Genomic DNA, 17,630 nt, shown 5'->3' with positions numbered 1-17,630 from the left:
GAGCCGCGCGTCCACATATATGTTGGCGTGCCGAAACGATCGGGGAGAGGACGTCCCGCGGCCACGGCCACCGGCGACGCCACGGCTGGGCCGGCGGCGGGATCGGTCGAGCCGTCCGACAGGGCTGGCCGCTCCGCGGACGGTTCCCGGCCGGTGTCCGAGGCGGTCACCCGCCGGCGAGGGGTGGTCGATCGTGTGAGATCCGTCTCGTCCCGCTCGGAACTATTATCAACGCCCGGTTCAACCGTGTAATAATACATGTCGTTTGGGGACGAATCCGGGGAGGACGTTCGCGTCCTCGTACTCGAGCCGTCGGCCGGAACCGAGATCGATCTCACGTCGCAGCTCAGTTTCACGGAGCGCGACGACCTCACGCTCCGGACGGTCTCGACGCTCGAGGAGGCACGGTCCGTCCTCGCCGACGAGCGCGTCGATTGCGTGGTGACGCGCCACAGTCCCCCGGCGATGGACGGCGTGGCGGTCCTCTCGACGCTGCGCGCCGATCACCCGGAGCTGCCGATCCTGCTCGCGACCGGGACGGCACACGCGGATCACGTCCTCGACAGCTCGGCGACCGGCATCGTCGAGATGCGGGACGGCGAGGTACACGAGGGATTCGTCGCCAACCAGATCGAGTCCGTCGTGTCGCGGGTTCGTGAGCGCCGAAGCTACGAAGCGAGATTGGAGGCGAGCCAGGACGGGCTCCAGCGGCTCCACCGGATCACGTCCGATCCGGAGGCGACGTTTACCGAACAGGTCCATCAGCTGCTCGCGTTCGGCTCCGACGTGTTCGGGACGGACGTCGCGTTTCTCGCCCGCATCGACGAGGCGGCAGGCGACTTCGAGATCGTCGCGGCGGCGGGCGACCACGAACTGATCCAGGAGGGGATCACCAGCGACCTCTCGGAGACGTACTGTCGCCGAACCGTCGCCCCCGACACGGAGTCGCCGCTGACGGTACGGAACGCGTCGAACGAGATCGCCGACGACCCCGCCTTCGAGAAGTTCGGCCTCGGCTGTTACATGGGCGCTCGGATCGCCGTCGACGGCGAGCTGTACGGAACGCTGTGTTTCGCGGACCGCGACCCGCGGCGGTCCGAGTTCACCGACGAGGAACGGGCCCTCATCGAGATCATGGCACAGTGGCTGCGCCAACAGCTCGAACGGCGCGAACAGCGCCGCGAGCTCACGGCGACGCGGGACAGACTCAAGCGCACGCTCGAGCGGGTCGACGACGCGTTCTTCACCGTCGACACCGACTGGCGCGTCACCTACATCAACGACATGGGGGCCCAAGTGCTTCGCGGGGCGATGGGGCTCGACGACGACGCCGGCGTCGTCGGGCGACACCTCTGGGAGAACGCCCCGGAGGCCGTCGGAACGACGTTCTACGAGAAGTATCACGAGGCCCTCGAGACGCAGGAGTCCGTCTCCTTCGAGGAGCGGTTCGAACCGCTGGACGTCTGGTTCGAGGTTCGGGCGTATCCCGACGAGGAGGGCTTATCGGTGTACTTCACGGACGTCACGGAACGCAAGCGGCGTGAGGACGAACTCGAGCGGTTCCAGAACCTGCTCAACCGAACCGAGCGTGTCGCCGAGGTCGGCGGGTGGGAGATCGACGTGGAGACGGACGAGGTCTTCTGGACGGAGCACCTCTTCGATCTCCTCGGCGTCGAGTACGAGACGGCGCCGCCGCTCGACGAGGCGCTCGACGTCTATCACGAGGCCGACCGACCCACCATCGAGAACGCCGTCGAGGAGGCCGTCGCGTCCGGCTCGTCGTTCGACGTGGAGCTCCGCTACTGGAAGACCCCCGACGAGCTTCGCTGGCTCCGCGTCCAGGGGTTGCCGATCACCGACGCCGACGGCGACGTGGTGACGATCCGGGGGGCGGCCCAGGACGTGACCGAGCGCAAGGAGCGTGAGCAGACGCTCAACGCGCTCGTCTCCGCCTCCCAGGCGTTCATCGAGGTCACGACCGAGGACGAGCTCCTCGACGCGATCGTCGACGAGATGGAGCGGGTCTTCGGGTACGAGATCACGTCGGTCCGCCTCCACGACGCCGAGAGCGGGACGCTGCCGCCGACCAGGTACTCCGCGAAGGCACACGCGCGGGTTCCCGAGCCGCCGACCTTCGGCGACGACGAGGGCCTGGCCGGGGAGGCGTTCCGGTCGCGGAAGCCGGTCGTCGTCGACGACTTCGCGGACGCGACGGACGTCGGATACGGCGCGGTCGAGTCGGGGATGTTCATCCCGCTTGACGACCACGGCGTGCTCGGCGTCGGCGCGACGACGAGAAACGCGTTCGGAAACGAGGACGCCGCCCTGGTCAAACTCCTCGCGATCACGGCGGCGAGCGCGTTCGACCGCCTCGGGCGGGAGACGGAGATGCGACAGCTCCACCGCATCCTCGACCACCTCGACGAGAAGGTGTTTCTGCTGGACGGGAACGGGGAGTTCGCCTTCGAGACGCAACCGCTGACGACGTATCTCGGACGGGAACCGGGTCAGCTCGTCGGGACGCCGCTCACGGACCTCGTGCCCGCGAGCGAGGCGTCGTCGCTCCGGGCGACGCTTCGGGACGTACGGACGGCGTCGCCCGACGACCACCGGACGACGGAGACCGAGGTCCGATCGGAGGGCGGGGAGACGCGACCCGTCCAGTTCGAGTTCTCGGCGACGGAGACGGACCGGGGGAACGCGGCGATCGCGGGCGTGTTACACGACATCGGCGAGCTCGCGGCGACCCGCACCTCCCTCGAGGCCCAACGCGAGCGGTTCCGGAAGCTGTTCGAGAACCTCCCGGACCCGGTCGTCGAGGTGCGCTTCGAGGGCACGGATCCGATCGTCGAGTTCAGTAACCCGGCCTTCGCGGACGTCTTCGGGTACGACAGGGAGCGTGCTCGCGGCGCGGACCTGAACGCGCTCGTCGTGCCGACCGAGGACGCCCCGGACGCCGGGATCCTCCACGAGAGCACCCGAACGGCCGAGCAGGTGCGCGTCGACGTCCAACGGGAGACGGCGGGTGGTCGTCGCGACTTCCTCGTGCGAAGCATCCCCTACTCGCTCGACGGCGAGCAGTTCGCGTTCGCGGTGTACACCGACATCACCGACCAGAAGGAGCGCGAACGCTACTTACAGGTGCTCAATCGAGTGCTCCGGCACAACCTGCGGAACGACATGAACGTCGTCATGGGACTGGCGTCGGAGTTGGTCGACCGGATCGACGACGAGGAGCTCGTCGGACACGCGGAGCGGCTTCGCGCGAACGCCGAGGACGTCGCGACGTTGAGCGAGAAGGCCAAGGAGCTCGAGGCCGTCCTGGGCAGAGGCGAGCGGGACGCCCGCCCGATGAACGTCGTCTCCAGTCTCCGGGAGGCGGTCGCCGAAGCGCGGACGGCGCATCCGGACGCCGAGATCGACGTGGACCTTCCCGAGGCGCTGTGGGTGAACGGCACCGAGGACGTGGGCCGTGCGTTCGAGGAGCTGATCGGAAACGCGATAGAGCACGCCGACGCGGAGACCCCGACGGTCTCGATCGACGCCCGACGCGTCTCGAACGGGAGCGAGTGGGCGGAGGTCAGGATCCGTGACGACGGCCCCGGCATCTCGGACGCCGAGTGGGAGGTCGTCGCCGGCGAGGAGGACATCTCCCAGCTCACTCACGCGAGCGGGCTCGGCCTCTGGCTGACCAGGTGGATCGCCGACTCGGCGGGCGGCGAGATACGCCGGGAGGAGACGTCGACGACCGGGACCACGGTCGTTCTCCGGTTACCGGGAGCGGTCCCCGACCAGCCCACGGAGGACGACGCACGGCTCTCGCGTGGCGAGGAGGACTCGGGACGGCCGGCGGAGTGATCGCCCGCGAGGAGCGGCGCCGGTCGCGCAGCAGCCGGTACGACGGCGGCCACGCGAGCGATACGACCAGAACCACCGCGACGACGTCGAGCAACGGGACCGCCTGCCCCGGACGCGGGGTGCGAAGCTGACCGCCGACGAGGACGAGACCCGCCACGACCGCCGGAAACGCGACCCACGGAAGGTCTCCGAGGAGTTTGGCGTTGCTCTCGTAGGGTCGCGTCGACGAAGGAACCCCCTCCCCGTCGCGAGGCCGGAGCATCTCCATGGTGACACGCCACAAGGAAATGGTAAACGGCAAACCGTTTCGAGCAGGCGGTTTAATATAAAATAGGTTATCGTGTAGGTGTCGTGTTTTCGCGCGTCGTCAGCGGATCTCGGGCTGTATGCCGCCCGCTCCTCCGGGCACTTCGCGCCTCGGGCCTCGAGGCCGTCGTCGAAGGCGGAGCCGCCGGCCGCCGGTCGGCGACCGAACCCCCGGTGGATCCGAGTGACGAGCGAGGATCAGTCGTTCGTCTTCAGCGTCTCCGTCGGATCGACGGCCGTAGCGACGGCATCGCCGTGGGTAGTCACGAGCCCGATCACGACGACGGCGCCGTAGAACGCGATGGCCAGCCAGCCGTAGCCGACGAGCTCGAGGCCGCCGGGGCTCATCCCGCCGACGACCCAGCCGAACGAGACGGCGGCCCACACGGCGAGCGCGCCGATGTACAGCTCGAGCGGCCGTCCGGTGAACGTGCTCTCCTCGAACGTCTCCAGCCGCTCGTCGGTGGCGTCCCGTTCGAGCGTTGCTTCGGGAGCGGTGTACATTCCCACGGCGACGAGGGTCCCGACGACGGCGACGCCGAGCCAGCCGTAGCCGACGACCGGTATCGGCACCGCGACGACGTCGAGTGCCCACAGGGCGGTGAGACCGGCCAGTGTCACGGCCAACGCGCTGTACGCCCGGAAGCTCCGTGTGACGAGTCGTCTCATGTGATTTCAGCGATCTTACTAATCTGTGTTAAATATACCGTCCGAGTGACAACGGGGTTCGGATGCTGCCGAGTCCGTCTCCGGGTCACGGCTCGAGAGCCGGATCTCGATGCGTACCGGACCGAAGCGCGTTCGATCGAGGAGTGTGGAAAAGTTAATCCGTATCGACAAGCAACGACGGGTCGTGGAATCCGTTGCCAATCAGATCGCCGAGGCACTCGCCGAAGCGAAGGGGGTCGAGCCGGCGAACCTCGATACGACGCTGTACGACCACGTGTCGACCGACGCGATCGAGGAGTTGGTGGATCACGAGAGTCGGGCCTGGAGCGTCGAGTTCGAGACGCGGAATCACACCGTGGAGGTCACGGGAACCGAGAGGATCTACGTCGACGGTGATCTCGTTCGTTCGCTCGGTCAGTCGTCCGGCGGCGGGTGAGCAGCGGAGAGGCGACTCACGCTCACGGAGAACGGGGATCCTGGGACGGCGTCGGTACGCCCGTTCGTTCCGGTGCTCGTGTGCGTCCCGGCGTTCCGAGGAGTGAAACGGATCGGTCGGTCGTTTGCCGGTCGTAGCCGACGGCGGCGACTCCCCCACGCGACCGACCGATCACGGTGGCCCACTCACTCGACCGGATCGAAGACGAGCACGTCGCCGACGCTCACGCCGCGCTCCTCGGTCCACCGGTAGGCGACCTCGAGGACGTACTTCCCGCGGCCGCCGTACGTCTGATCCGTCCCGTCCTCGTCGGGGCCCGGCGCCGGCGCGTGGTGGATCCCGGTGATGACGCCCTCGGCGTCCGCGAACACGATGTCGATCCCGAAGTCCATCTCGCGCATCCAGTAGGTCAGGCTCCGGACCGACCCGTGGACGAACAGCATGCCGCGGTCCTCGGGGAGCGATTCCGTGTCGCTCAGCCCCGTGCGCCGGAGGTCGTCGGTGTCCGCGATCGCCGCGGTCACCGACCCGAGGGCGTCGCCGGCGGAGGTCTCGACGACGACCTCGCGGGTTTCGTATTCCGGGTGGATCGGGTCGCTCTCCGCGTCCGCGGAGCCGTCGGAGTCGCCGTCGCTCTCGTTGTCGCCGTCGTCGTCCTCGTTGTCGCCGTCGCCGCCCTCGTCCGCGTCCTCGTCGACCTCCTCGGTGTCGTTTCCGGTCGCGTTCTCTCCGTCGGTTTCGCTCGCGTTGACGTCGACTTCGCTTGCGTCGACGTCGGTGGGTTCCGTCGACCCCCCGCGGTTCAGACACCCGGCGAGGGAGACGACCCCGATCCCGGCGATCGCGCGGAGACATCGACGCCGGGATCGGGGTTCGGATCCGGGACGCTCCATCGTTGTACCCGTTCCGCGCTCCGGCGACATAAACCGGTCGTCGGGGCGGGCGATCCCGTCCGACCCCGTCGCCGCTCCGTCAATCGAGCTCCTCCGCGTACGCGTAGCTGTCCGGACCGGCGGTCGGCCGGTCGCCGTCGAGCTCGATCCGCCAGCCGTCGATCGCGGTCGGGTCGTCGAGGGCGGCCGTGAGCGTCGTGCGGACCTCGTCGACCGCGACCCCGTAGTAGTCGGCCGGGACGCCGCGGAGGTACTGGAGCGCGGTCTCGAAGAGGCTCCGCATCCCCGCGTCGCTCCCGAAGTCGACGCGCTTGTACGCGCCCGCCGCGACCTGGACCATCCCGTGGAGGAAGGTGCTCTCCGTGGTCCCGCGGCCGTAGTTGTACCACTCGTCCTCGAAGCAGTCGTGAGATTCGTGATACGCGCCGTCGTTGTACAGCCGGACGCCGTGGACCACCGCCCGCCGGAGCGTCCCGTGTTCCCACCCGTTCGACGCGGTCCGGTCGCGCCGCCAGCCCACGGGTTCGCCCGATATCGGCGGGGCGACGCCCGGATCGCGGGTGTGATCGTCCATGCCGCCAGTCGCGTCGCCAGCGACCTAACCGTTTCGCGGACATCGCCGCACACTTATCGCTCGCCTCCGTGCTCGGTCCATGGACGACGAGGAGACCCCGGACCACGACGGGGTCTCGACGGACGAAGACGCCCCGGACGACGGTCAAGGGCGGGATCGCGACCGCGATCGGTACGCCGCGGCGGTCGTCGACGCCATCCGCGACGGAGCGTACGTGCTCGACGCCGACCGCGTCCGGGTGTTCGCCAACGACCGGCTCCGGGAGGTGACGGGGTTCGACGACGACCTCCTCCTCGCGAAACACCCCGAGCGGCTCGTCGAGGCGGGCTACTGGCCCGAAGAGGAGGGCGACCGGTATCGCGAGGCGGCCGAGCGCGTTCTCTCGGGTGACGCCGAGGAGGAGCGGATCCAGCTCACGACGACGCTCGACGACGGGTCGTCCGTGACCACGGAGACTCGGCTCACGCCGCTGACCGCGGCGGAGCTCGGTCGGATCGGGAACGGAGCGGACGGCGGCGACGACCCCTTGGCCGGCTCCCGGATCGTCGGCGTCGTCGGGGTCATCCGCGACGTCACGGCTCGCGTCGAGCGGGAGCGCGAACTCGAACGGCTGAACGAACGGCTCGAGCGGCTCTCCGGGTTCCTCTCACACGACCTGCGGAACCCGCTGTCGGTCGCGAGGGGATACGTCGATCTGACCCGCGAGACCGGCGACCTCGACCGGCTGGATCCCGCCGAGGAGGCGCTCGACCGGATCGGGGCGCTGATCGACGACGCGCTGGTGCTGGCGCGCGAGCCGGCGGCGATAGCGGTCGAGGAGACCGCGGTCGATCTGGGCGAGCTCGCGCGTGACTGCTGGGAGTCGGGCGACTTCGGCGACCCCTCCGCCGGCGCGACCCTCGTCGTGGAGGACGGGGGACCGGTGCTCGCGGACCCGAGCCTCCTCCGGCGGGCGCTCGGGAACCTGCTCTCGAACGCCTTCGAGCACGCCGGGGAGGCGCCGACGGTTCGCGTCGGCGTCGACGACCGCGGCGTGTACGTCGCCGACGACGGGCCGGGCCTCCCCGAGGAGGAGCGGGAGGCGGTGACGGAGTTCGGCGTCTCGAAGGACGGCGGAACCGGGATCGGGCTCGCGATCGTCGAGCGCGTCGCGGCCGCTCACGGCTGGACGCTGGAGGTCGGCGAGTCGCGGGCGGGCGGGTTCGAGGCGCGGCTGGTCGGCGCGGAACCGACGGCATAAAGGGCTGCGGCGTCGAATCCACGACCGCGTGCGAGGGTAGCCAAGCCCGGAAACGGCGGCGGACTCAAGATCCGCTCCTGTAGAGGTCCGTGGGTTCAAATCCCTCCCCTCGCATGAGCGCGCCACAGCGCGCGAATGCACGACGGAGGGATTCGAATCAGGGAGCGCCTTCGGCGCGACCGTGGTTCAAATCCCTCCCCTCGCATCGCCGGGGTCCATCCCCCGTGATGCGGAAGGGCGCTCTCGGAGCGTTCTTCCCTCGCAAAAACTTCACTCGGAATTCCTCACTAGTCGTAGGTGTTCAAGACCGGAAACGGCGACGGACTCAAGATCCGCTCCGCGAAAGATCCAACCGATCACTCATCTGTTGGTGCTGATGCGGTGAACACGACTACGGAAGACATCATCAAAGCCCCAGCCGCGAGGACTCGCGCGGCTCGGTGCGCTCCTTGCTTCGCGTTGCTCGCTGCGGTGTTTCCGTCGCCGTGCTTCGTCCTTCCGAGAGACTTCGTCTCTCGACTTCCCGCTCGCTTACGCTCGCGGGAATCGCGACTGCCCCTTTGAGTCCCGCCCCGTACAGCACCGCAACCGCACCTCACGCCTCCCCAGCCTCGTCGCCGGCGGCTTCGCCGCCGGCTGCCAGAGGCGCGGAGCGCCTCGTTGCCACTCGCTTCGCTCGTGGCGTCCCTCGCGGGCTCCTCGCGCCCCTGCGGGGCACTCGGAGGCGCAGGGCGAGAGCGAAGCTCTCGCTTGAAGCCGGCGGCGGAGCCGCCGGCGACGCCACCGCACTCGTTCCCTACTCCACCCGAACGGTTCGACTGGCGCGCACGGGCATCAGCGGCAGGTCGGGGAAGACCACCTCGACGACGAACTCGAGTTCGTCGGCGTCCGGCGGGCCGAACACGCCGATCGGGGTCGTCGTCTCCCCGTCGAGGTACGTCGCGGTCTCGGTCATCTCCACGTCGTTGACGGTGACGCGGATCCCGACGTGCGCGCCGCCGCCCGCCGTCGAGACGCCGACCTCGCACAGCTCGTTCTCGCCGGCGGCGACGGTCTCGGGGAACGCCCCCCAGTCGACGTCGATCCGCGGACACTCGCCCGCGGCCTCGACGATCCGCTCGGCCACCGAGTCGCTCATCCCGGCGTTCGCGAGCGCCTCCGGGCCGGCCTCGACGACCGCGGCCGGCGAGGTCAGTCCGGCGTCGGCGAGCCGCTCCGCGCGTCCCGATCCGACGCCGTCGATCGCGGTGAGTGCGACCGCCTCGCGGGAGACGCCGTGTTCGAGCCGCGCCTCGATCCGGCACGCGAGGTTGGCCGCCCGCGGGCCGGAGAACCGGTCGAGGAACTCCGAGAGCGCCGCGAGCAGGCGGAGCGCGTTCTGGCGGATCACCCACGCGTCCGAGCGGAGGTCCGAGGGGGTCGCGTCGGCCATCCCCGCGAGCAGGATGGCGAACACCTTGCGGTGGCCGTCCTCGAGGTCGGTGTCGCGGCCATCCAGGATCCGGTCGACCGCGTCCGACTCGGCGGAGCGCGCCGACACCGAGTCGAACTCGCCGGCGGCGGCGACCGTCTCGAGCACCGAATCGACGGTGAGCCGGTCGCGCTCCGCGAGGTCGCGGAACTGTCGGGCGGTCTCGAGGCGCATGTAGTACTTCGAGGCGAGCCGACCCAGGGTCGTCGGCTCGACCGCGAGGTCGTCGTCGGCCGCGACGAACCCCTCCTCGACCAGCGAGTCGAGGGTGTCGCGCACGCGGTCGCGGAGGCCGTCGAAGCCGTACGCCTCCGGCTCCGACCGTGCGCGGACGTAGTAGAACGTCGTCTTCAGCCACTCCATCACGTCCCCCAGATCGCGGATCGTCCCCATCGCGACCTCGGCGTTGAGGTGCGACTCCAGCTCCGCCGCGAGCCGCGACTCGATCTCCTTGCCCTCCCGGAGGAGGGTTCGGTACTTGTCGGCGTCCGCGCGGTCACACACCACCCAGCCGTACCCCACGTCGTCGTAGCCGGGGCGGCCCGCCCGCCCGAGCATCTGGAGCACGTCGAGCGGCGAGATGTCGGTCTCCCCCTCCAGGGGATCGTGGTACTTCGTGTCGCGGATGACGACGCAGCGCGCGGGGAGGTTCACGCCCCACGCGAGCGTGGACGTCGAGAAGAGCAGCTTGATCTTCCCCTGCTTGAACCACGCCTCGACGCGGTCGCGGTCCCCCTTCGAGAGCCCGGCGTGGTGGAAGCCGACGCCGTCGAGGACGGACTGTCGCAGGGTGTCGTTCGAGAGCTCCGTCGCGTCGGTGTGGAAGTCGTAGTCGCCCCGCGAGTCGATCGGGACGTCCCGTTCCGTGATCTCGTCGCGTGCCTTCTTCGCCGCCTGAACCGTGTCCTGTCGCGAGGAGACGAACACGAGCGCCTGCCCGTCCTCGCGGACGTGCGGCTCGGCCAGGTCGATCGCCCGATAGAGCCGGCGGTACTTGTCGGCGAAGGCGTTCGAGCCGTGACTGTACGTCTTGACGCCGGTCTCCAAGTCGACCGGGCGATACTCCTCGCCGAACGAGTAGGTGGTTTCGGCGGGAGCGTCGAGCCACTCGGCCACGTCGTCGACGTTCGGCATCGTCGCCGAGAGCGCGACGACGCGGGGGTCCTGGAGCCGCCGGAGCCGCGAGACGGTGACCTCCAACACGGCCCCGCGCTTCTCGGAGTCGAGCAGGTGGACCTCGTCGATGACGACGCAGTCGACGTCGGTGATGAAGGAGTAGCGCGCCGAGTCGTGTTTCCGGGTCGCGCTGTCGGCCTTCTCGGGCGTCGTGACGAGCACGTCGGCGCGCTCGGCGCGCCGGGGGTTGAGGTCGCGCTCGCCGGAGACGACGTACACGGAGTAGCCGAGCTCCTCGAACCGCTCCCACTCGCTCTCCTTCTCGTTCGTGAGCGCGCGGAGCGGGGCGACGAACAGCGCCGTTCCGCCCTCCGAGAGGGTCTTACAGATCGCGAGCTCGGCGAGCGCCGTCTTTCCCGAGGCGGTCGGCGCGGAGGCGACGACGTTGTGGTCGGTCTCGACGATCCCCGGCAGCGCCTCGCGTTGCATCCGGTTGAACTCCTCGAACCCGAAGGCGTCCGCGAACTCCGGGACCGCGTCCGCGACCTTCACGCCGCACCACTCCCGTGGACGGCACCGATTCCGCGGGCCACACCACCTTCGTGGACGGTACCGCTCCCGTGGACGAGTCGAGGCCGCTCGCGGCTGTGTCGCATTGGATCGATACCGGGGGCGCCGCCGCAAAGGCGTTTCTCATGTGCGACGGTCGTCGCGCGTCGCCGCCACCCACGTCCCGCGGCCCCGACCGACGCCCGGATCCCGACCGTTTAGGTGACCACGGGGCGACGGGGGCGTATGATTCCGACCTCTCCGGTCACCGTCGCCGCCGCGGCCGCGGTCGTCCTGCTCGTCCTCGTCGGGGTCCTCAACCGCGTGCGCGGCCCCTCGGACGAGGCGCGCGAGTCCGAACGCGCTCACGAGGCCGCCCGCGAGCGCGAGCCGCCCGTCGAGATCGGCGAGACCTACGAGTTCGGCGTGACGGAGCTCACCGACCACCACTCGGGCCGCGAGGTCGCCGTCGGCAAGGTCGAGGGGTTCGTCGTCTTCACGGAGGACGTCCCGAGCGACCTCGGGAAGGGCGACGTGATACGCGCGAAGGTGCTCTCGTTCAACGAGGGACGGACCTCCGCGGACGCGACGTTCGTCTCGCGGGCGTAGCCCGAACCACCCCGCTCCGTCGGTCGAGCACGGGGTTCATACGTGATGCCGACGAAGGGGTGGCGTAATGGCTCAGGCCGGGAATCAGGACCTCACCGAACGGTTCATCCAGTTCTACCGGAACTACTACCGCGAGGAGATAGGCACCCTCGCACAGAAGTACCCCAACGAGCAGCGCTCGCTGTACGTCGAGTACGACGACCTCTTCCAGTTCGACCGCGACCTCGCCGAGGACTTCCTCACGAAGCCCGACCAGATGCGCGAGTACGCCGAGGAGGCGCTTCGCCTGTACGACCTCCCCGCGGACGTCAGCCTCGGCCGCGCACACGTCCGCCTCCGGAACCTCCCCGAGAGCATCGACATCCGCGGGATCCGCGTCCACGACGACCACATCGGCAAGCTCGTCTCCGTCCAGGGGATCGTCCGCAAGGCGACCGACGTTCGCCCGAAGGTGACCGAGGCGGCCTTCGAGTGTCAACGCTGCGGGACGATGACGTACATTCCACAGAGCGACGGCGGCTTCCAGGAGCCACACGAGTGTCAGGGGTGTGAACGGCAGGGTCCCTTCCGCGTCAACTTCGACCAGTCGGAGTTCGTCGACTCCCAGAAGCTCCGGATCCAGGAGTCGCCCGAGGGACTCCGCGGCGGCGAGACGCCCCAGTCGCTCGACGTCGACATCGTCGACGACATCACCGGCGAGGTGAGCCCCGGCGACCACGTCACCTGCGTCGGCGTCCTCCACATCGAGCAGGTCGAGCAGGGCAACGAGAAGTCCGCCATCTTCGACCTGTACATGGACGGCGTCTCCATCGCCATCGAGGACGAGGAGTTCGAGGACATGGACATCACCGACGAGGACCGCCGTGAGATCATCGAGCTCTCCAACCGCGACGACATCTACGAGGCGATGGTCGACTCCATCGCGCCCGCCATCTACGGCTACGAGGAGGAGAAGCTCGCGATGATCCTCCAGCTCTTTTCGGGGGTCACCAAACACCTCCCCGACGGCTCGCGGATCCGCGGCGACCTCCACATGCTCCTCATTGGCGACCCTGGTACAGGGAAGTGTGTTCACGGAGACACGCATGTCACGCTCGGGGACGGTCGGGAACGTCAAATAAGAGAAGTCGTCGAGGAGAACCTCGACGATCCGAAGGAAGTAGACGACGGCGTTTGGGACGACGTCGACTTCGAGGTTCCTGCCCTCCAGCAGGAGGGATCGATCGCACGGTCGCGAGCGACGAAGGTCTGGAAGCGAGAAGCCCCCGAAACGATGTATCGGATAGAAACCTCGTCGGGACGGAAGATCGAAGTGACGCCGTCTCACCCCTTGTTCGTCCAGCGCGACGCACGGTTCACTCCGGTGGTGGCCGATGATCTGGACGTGGGCGAGTTCGTGGCGGCTCCCGGCCGACTCGACGTCGACGCCGATGACACGCTTGACGTCGACTTCCGTAGGGCACGGTCGTACAACGCGGTTCGTCTCGAACCTCCGACGCAGTGGACTGCGGCGCTAGCTCGTCTCATCGGATACGTCGTAGCGGAGGGATACGTGGAGAAACGTGACGACCACTCCGGCTTCGTTTCGATCACGAACAACGACGAGGCAGTCCTCGACGACGCCGGCAACACGCTCGCGAACCTCGGACTCGAATTCACCATCCGAAAACCACACGACGGGAAGAGCGTACATGAATTGCTCTGCTCCGCGGGAGAGTTCGTCAGCTTCCTCGAAGGGATCGATGAGGCTATACTCGAGAACTCGTCAGGAAGGCGAGTTCCTCCGAGTATCTTCGGCACCTCCGAGGCTATCACGGCAGCGTTCATCGAAGGCTTTGTCGAGGGAGAAGGTCACGTCTCGACCTCACAACGCGAGATAACCGTCGCGTCGATGAGCGAGGAGTTGCTCACGGGCGTTCGTTCTCTCCTGCTTCAGCACGGGATAACGACCCAGATACACGAGCGGCAAAACGGCAGTCACCGTCTCCGTATCAGCGGGTCACAGTTCGATCGATACGTTACCGATATCGGATTCATCACCGATCGGAAACAGGCCGCAGCCGAGGAACACCTCAAGACGGACCAGAACACGAACGTGGACGTGGTCCCCGGCGTCGGTTCGACCCTTCGCCGGTTACGTGAATCGCTCGGGCTGACGCAGTACGAATGCGGCGTCCCGCGGAGCACGTTCCGACACTACGAAGCCGGAAATCGAAACCCGAGTCGGACCGCGCTTCGTCGGATCGTCGATGCGTTCGAGGACGCGTGTCGATCCTCGAACGGCTCCGAAGTCGAGGTGCTTGCTAAAGCGGACGGCGGTTCTACCGCGCGTGACGTTGCCGCACTGCGTCGATTCGTCGATGGAGACGTTCGATGGGATCGAATCGAGTCGATCGAACGGGTCGAATCCGAGGACGACTGGGTGTACGATCTCGAGGTAACGGGCACGCACAACTACGTCTCGAACGGGATCATCTCACACAACTCCCAGATGATTTCGTATGTAGAAAACATCGCTCCTCGATCGGTCTACACCTCCGGGAAGGGCTCCTCGGCGGCGGGCCTTACCGCCGCAGCCGTAAGAGACGACTTCGGCGACGGCCAGCAGTGGTCGCTCGAGGCCGGCGCGCTCGTCTTAGCCGACAAGGGAATCGCCGCGGTCGACGAACTCGATAAGATGGACTGCGTGACCGGCGACACGCTGGTCTCACTCGCGGACGGACGCGTGGAACGAATCGACGAACTGGCGCGGGAAGCGGCCGAAGACGGTGACATAGAATCGCTCTCGAACGGTCGCCGCATCCGAGACGTCGACCTCGCCGTCTGGTCGATGGACGAGAGCGGCCGGTTGGTCGAGCGTCCCGTCTCCGCCGTCCACGAGTACGACGCGCCGTCGGAGCTGACCCGAGTGACGATGGAGACCGGCGAGTCGCTGACGGCGACGGCCGACCATCCGTTCTTCGTCCTCGACGACGGCGAGCGCGTCGAGCGCGAGGCGGCCGCGCTCGACGCCGGCGACTGGGTGTACGTCCCCCGCGAGATCCCGACGACGGCGGCGGACGGCGGAGCGGCGGCCGCGAGCCGTGGGAACGGACCGGCGACCGAACCCGACGGCTGCGAGGGCATCGACGCTGACGGCGTCGACGCCGCCACGGCGAGCGTCCTCGGGTACCTCTCCGGCGACGGGAACGTCTACTACGACCGCGACGAGGGCGTCTACGGCGTCCGGTTCACCAACGCGGACGACGAACTGCTGGCCGACTTCGAGCGCGCGGCGCGGGCGGCGTTCGACGCGGAGCCGGTGCGGCCGCCGAGCGAGAGGCGCGACGAGGGCGTCGAGACGGTCCGCGTCGCCGGGAAGGAACACGCCGACATCGTCCTCGACGCGGGGATGAACCTCGGTCGGTACGACGAGAAGTGCTTCCCGACCGCCGTGACGACGGGGAGCCGCGCGGCGAAGGCCGCGTTCGTCCGCGCGGTGGCCGACAGCGAGGGGCACGTCGACGAGTCGGCGGGCAACGTTCGGATAGCGTCGGCGAGCCGAGACCTCCTCCGCGGCACCGGAAACCTCCTTTTACGGTTCGGCGTGTCGAGTCAGCTCCAGCACCGCGAGCGAGACGGCGGGCGCGACGTGTACTACCTCACGGTGACCGACGCGGATTCGCTCGCGGCGTTCCGGCGGTACGTCGGGTTCACGGCCACGCGGAAGGCCGAAGCCCTCGACCGCGTCGTCGATGCCGCCGACGGCGACCGCACGATCCTCGACGTGGTCCCGGAGATCGACGGCGTACTCGCGTGGTGTCGCGACTCGCTCCGGCTTCACCAGAGCGAGTGCGGCGTTGGTGCGGTCACGTATCACGACTTCGAGAACGGGAATGCGAACGTCTCGCTACACCGTGCCGAGCGGATACTCGCGGCGTTCGAGAACCGGCGCGAGCGCGCGGACGAAGACCGCGACGCGCTCGACGCGACGCCGACGTGGGAGACCCTCTCGGAGCTTCGGAGTCGATACCACGTCTCGCAGTCCGAGTTAGCCGAGGGGACGACGCTGTCCCAACAGCAGATCTCCCGCGAGTGGGGCGAGAGCGACGAGGTCCGTCGGACGGTGACCGCGCGACTCCGGGAGGTGCTCACCGAAGTCGCGGAAACCGACCTCGACGACCTCCGCGAGTTCGTCCGCGGCGACGTGAAGTGGCGTCGGGTCGAGTCGGTCGAGGCGGTTCCTCCGGAATCGGTCGAACACCGTGGCACGGTCCTCAGACAGCGACTCGCCGACGCCATCGGCGGACCGATCGGAACGGTCGAGCGACGCGCGCGAGAACTCGTCGACCGCGAACTCCCAAAGGGGACGCGAACGGAATTGCTGGCCGCACTCGACGCGTACGGCGTCAGTCAGACCGACGTCTCGTCGTCGTTCGACGTGAGCCAGGCGACCGTCTCGCGGTGGCTCTCCGGATCCGTCGAAACGGATCGGCTCGACGAGTTGCGTGAGGCGGTCGTTAGCGAGGTGACCGCCGTCAGGGAGGAACTGCGGTCGATCCTGTCCCGGATCGACGACGGACGGCGGCCGAAGGTGTACGATCTGACCGTCGAGGGGACGCACAACTTCGTCGCAAACGGGCTGGTGGTCCACAACTCCTCGGACCGCTCCGCGATGCACGAGGGGCTCGAACAGCAGAAGATCTCCGTCTCGAAGGCGGGGATCAACGCGACGCTGAAGGCGCGGTGTTCGCTGCTCGGCGCGGCGAACCCGAAGTACGGGCGGTTCGACCAGTACGAGCCGATCGGCGAGCAGATCGACTTGGAGCCCGCGCTCATCTCGCGGTTCGACCTGATCTTCACGGTGACCGACCAGCCGGACCCCGAACACGACTCGCGGCTCGCGAAACACATCATCAAGACGAACTACGCCGGCGAGCTCAACACCCAGCGCGAGGAGCTGGCGACCTCGGAGTTCACCTCGGATCAGGTCGCGGAGGTGACCCAGGAGGTCGCTCCGGCGATCGACGCCGAGCTGCTTCGGAAGTACATCGCGCACGCGAAACGCTCCTGTTACCCGACGATGACCGAGGAGGCGAAGGAGCTCATCGAGGAGTTCTACGTCGACCTCCGCGCGAAGGGGGCCGACGAGGACGCGCCCGTGCCGGTCACTGCCCGGAAGCTGGAGGCGATGGTGCGGCTCTCGGAGGCGAGCGCACGGGTTCGCCTCTCCGACACGGTCGACCGCGAGGACGCGGACCGCGCGACCGACATCGTCGAGTCGTGTCTTCAGGACATCGGGGTCGACCCGGAGACGGGCCAGTTCGACGCCGACGTCGTCGAGACGGGCACCTCGAAGAGCCAGCGCGACCGCATCAAGAACATCAAGGGGCTCATCGCGGACATCGAGGAGGAGTACGAGGAGGGCGCGCCCGTCGACGAGGTGCTCGACCGCGCGGGCGAGATCGGCATGGACCCCGGCAAGGCCGAACAGGAGATCGAGAAGCTCCGGACGAAGGGCGAAGTGTACGAGCCACAGCAGGGCCACCTGCGGACGACGTAGATGGACCGGATATCCGCGCTGCGGAACGTCGAGAACGCCCTCCGCGCGTTCGAGAACGGCGAGGAGGACCTCTCGGGGACGGAACGACGCGTCGCGGCCGTGCTCCGGACGTACGCCACGGAGTTCGACGGCGAGGGCGCCGTCTTCCGCGCGGTCGGCGATCCGCCGGTCGACGGACGCGTCGTGGTCGCCCCCTCGAGGGCGGCGGCGCGCGAGCGGGTGTTGGCGGCCGCCGGGATCGATCCCGCGCCGGACGCGGACGCCGCCGGGCGGGTGGGGTCGGAGGCGAACGGGGACGTTCCCGAGTTCGACCTCGAGCGAGTCTGAGTTCGCGGCTCGACCGGTCGCCGAGGCCGGGCGCCGCGGC

The 17,630-nt window shown here is 68.4% G+C and carries 10 protein-coding genes and 1 tRNA gene; 7 read left to right on the top strand and 4 right to left on the bottom strand.

Annotated features, from left to right (window positions below; translation table 11 throughout):
* Window positions 1-258 precede the first annotated feature (258 nt).
* A complete protein-coding gene (locus DJ70_RS08790; RefSeq protein WP_094532052.1) occupies window positions 259-3,858 on the top strand; it encodes a PAS domain S-box protein in 3,600 nt (1,199 codons plus the stop codon).
* 504 nt (window positions 3,859-4,362) lie between these two features.
* Here the strand turns inward: DJ70_RS08790 and DJ70_RS08785 are convergent.
* Window positions 4,363-4,833: a hypothetical protein gene (locus DJ70_RS08785; RefSeq protein WP_094532050.1), complete on the bottom strand. Its 471-nt coding sequence runs from the start codon at window positions 4,831-4,833 to the stop codon at window positions 4,363-4,365.
* Between the two features lie 109 nt (window positions 4,834-4,942).
* On the opposite strand from DJ70_RS08785, the gene DJ70_RS08780 reads away from it, so the two are divergent.
* Complete coding sequence (locus DJ70_RS08780) at window positions 4,943-5,269, top strand: HalOD1 output domain-containing protein (protein ID WP_179234018.1); 327 nt, start codon at window positions 4,943-4,945, stop codon at window positions 5,267-5,269.
* Window positions 5,270-5,454: 185 nt separating this feature from the next.
* Here the strand turns inward: DJ70_RS08780 and DJ70_RS08775 are convergent, their stop codons facing one another.
* Both DJ70_RS08775 and DJ70_RS08770 read right to left on the bottom strand, forming a co-directional pair.
* Complete coding sequence (locus DJ70_RS08775; RefSeq protein WP_094532048.1) at window positions 5,455-6,162, bottom strand: DUF192 domain-containing protein; 708 nt, start codon at window positions 6,160-6,162, stop codon at window positions 5,455-5,457.
* 79 nt (window positions 6,163-6,241) lie between these two features.
* Window positions 6,242-6,736, bottom strand: a complete 495-nt coding sequence (locus tag DJ70_RS08770; RefSeq protein WP_094532047.1) for a DUF309 domain-containing protein — start codon at window positions 6,734-6,736, stop codon at window positions 6,242-6,244.
* Between the two features lie 79 nt (window positions 6,737-6,815).
* Between DJ70_RS08770 and DJ70_RS08765 the strand changes: the two genes are divergently transcribed.
* Together DJ70_RS08765 and DJ70_RS08760 are read left to right on the top strand one after the other, a co-directional pair.
* Window positions 6,816-7,976 carry a PAS domain-containing sensor histidine kinase gene (locus DJ70_RS08765; RefSeq protein WP_094532045.1) on the top strand — a complete coding sequence of 387 codons (1,161 nt, stop codon included), beginning with the start codon at window positions 6,816-6,818 and terminating at the stop codon, window positions 7,974-7,976.
* Between the two features lie 30 nt (window positions 7,977-8,006).
* Window positions 8,007-8,090 (top strand) — tRNA-Leu (locus DJ70_RS08760).
* Window positions 8,091-8,772: 682 nt separating this feature from the next.
* Here DJ70_RS08760 and DJ70_RS08755 read toward each other — a convergent pair.
* Window positions 8,773-11,115 (bottom strand): DEAD/DEAH box helicase, encoded by a 2,343-nt coding sequence (locus tag DJ70_RS08755; protein ID WP_094532043.1) that lies wholly within the window; start codon window positions 11,113-11,115, stop codon window positions 8,773-8,775.
* A 243-nt stretch (window positions 11,116-11,358) separates the two neighbouring features.
* On the opposite strand from DJ70_RS08755, the gene DJ70_RS08750 reads away from it, so the two are divergent.
* From DJ70_RS08750 to DJ70_RS08740, 3 genes are all read left to right on the top strand, one after another.
* Window positions 11,359-11,721, top strand: a complete 363-nt coding sequence (locus DJ70_RS08750) for a hypothetical protein (RefSeq protein WP_094532041.1) — start codon at window positions 11,359-11,361, stop codon at window positions 11,719-11,721.
* Window positions 11,722-11,788: 67 nt separating this feature from the next.
* Window positions 11,789-17,263, top strand: a complete 5,475-nt coding sequence (locus DJ70_RS08745; RefSeq protein ID WP_094532039.1) for an LAGLIDADG family homing endonuclease — start codon at window positions 11,789-11,791, stop codon at window positions 17,261-17,263.
* Window positions 17,264-17,590 carry a DUF7854 family protein gene (locus DJ70_RS08740; RefSeq protein WP_094532037.1) on the top strand — a complete coding sequence of 109 codons (327 nt, stop codon included), beginning with the start codon at window positions 17,264-17,266 and terminating at the stop codon, window positions 17,588-17,590.
* Window positions 17,591-17,630 lie beyond the last annotated feature (40 nt).

Origin of the sequence: Halorubrum halodurans, from assembly GCF_002252985.1 — an archaeon.
In the GTDB taxonomy this organism is placed as follows: domain Archaea; phylum Halobacteriota; class Halobacteria; order Halobacteriales; family Haloferacaceae; genus Halorubrum; species Halorubrum halodurans.
Note: the sequence above shows the minus strand (reverse complement) of the source record. Positions and strands in the feature narration are given on the sequence as shown.

Coding starts and splice junctions, on each gene's coding strand:
- DJ70_RS08745 (WP_094532039.1), top strand. CDS start 11,789: ATGGCTCAGGCCGGGAATCAGGACCTCACCGAACGGTTCATCCAGTTC.
- DJ70_RS08780 (WP_179234018.1), top strand. CDS start 4,943: ATGCGTACCGGACCGAAGCGCGTTCGATCGAGGAGTGTGGAAAAGTTA.
- DJ70_RS08790 (WP_094532052.1), top strand. CDS start 259: ATGTCGTTTGGGGACGAATCCGGGGAGGACGTTCGCGTCCTCGTACTC.
- DJ70_RS08765 (WP_094532045.1), top strand. CDS start 6,816: ATGGACGACGAGGAGACCCCGGACCACGACGGGGTCTCGACGGACGAA.
- DJ70_RS08770 (WP_094532047.1), bottom strand. CDS start 6,736: ATGGACGATCACACCCGCGATCCGGGCGTCGCCCCGCCGATATCGGGC.
- DJ70_RS08740 (WP_094532037.1), top strand. CDS start 17,264: ATGGACCGGATATCCGCGCTGCGGAACGTCGAGAACGCCCTCCGCGCG.
- DJ70_RS08775 (WP_094532048.1), bottom strand. CDS start 6,162: ATGGAGCGTCCCGGATCCGAACCCCGATCCCGGCGTCGATGTCTCCGC.
- DJ70_RS08750 (WP_094532041.1), top strand. CDS start 11,359: ATGATTCCGACCTCTCCGGTCACCGTCGCCGCCGCGGCCGCGGTCGTC.
- DJ70_RS08785 (WP_094532050.1), bottom strand. CDS start 4,833: ATGAGACGACTCGTCACACGGAGCTTCCGGGCGTACAGCGCGTTGGCC.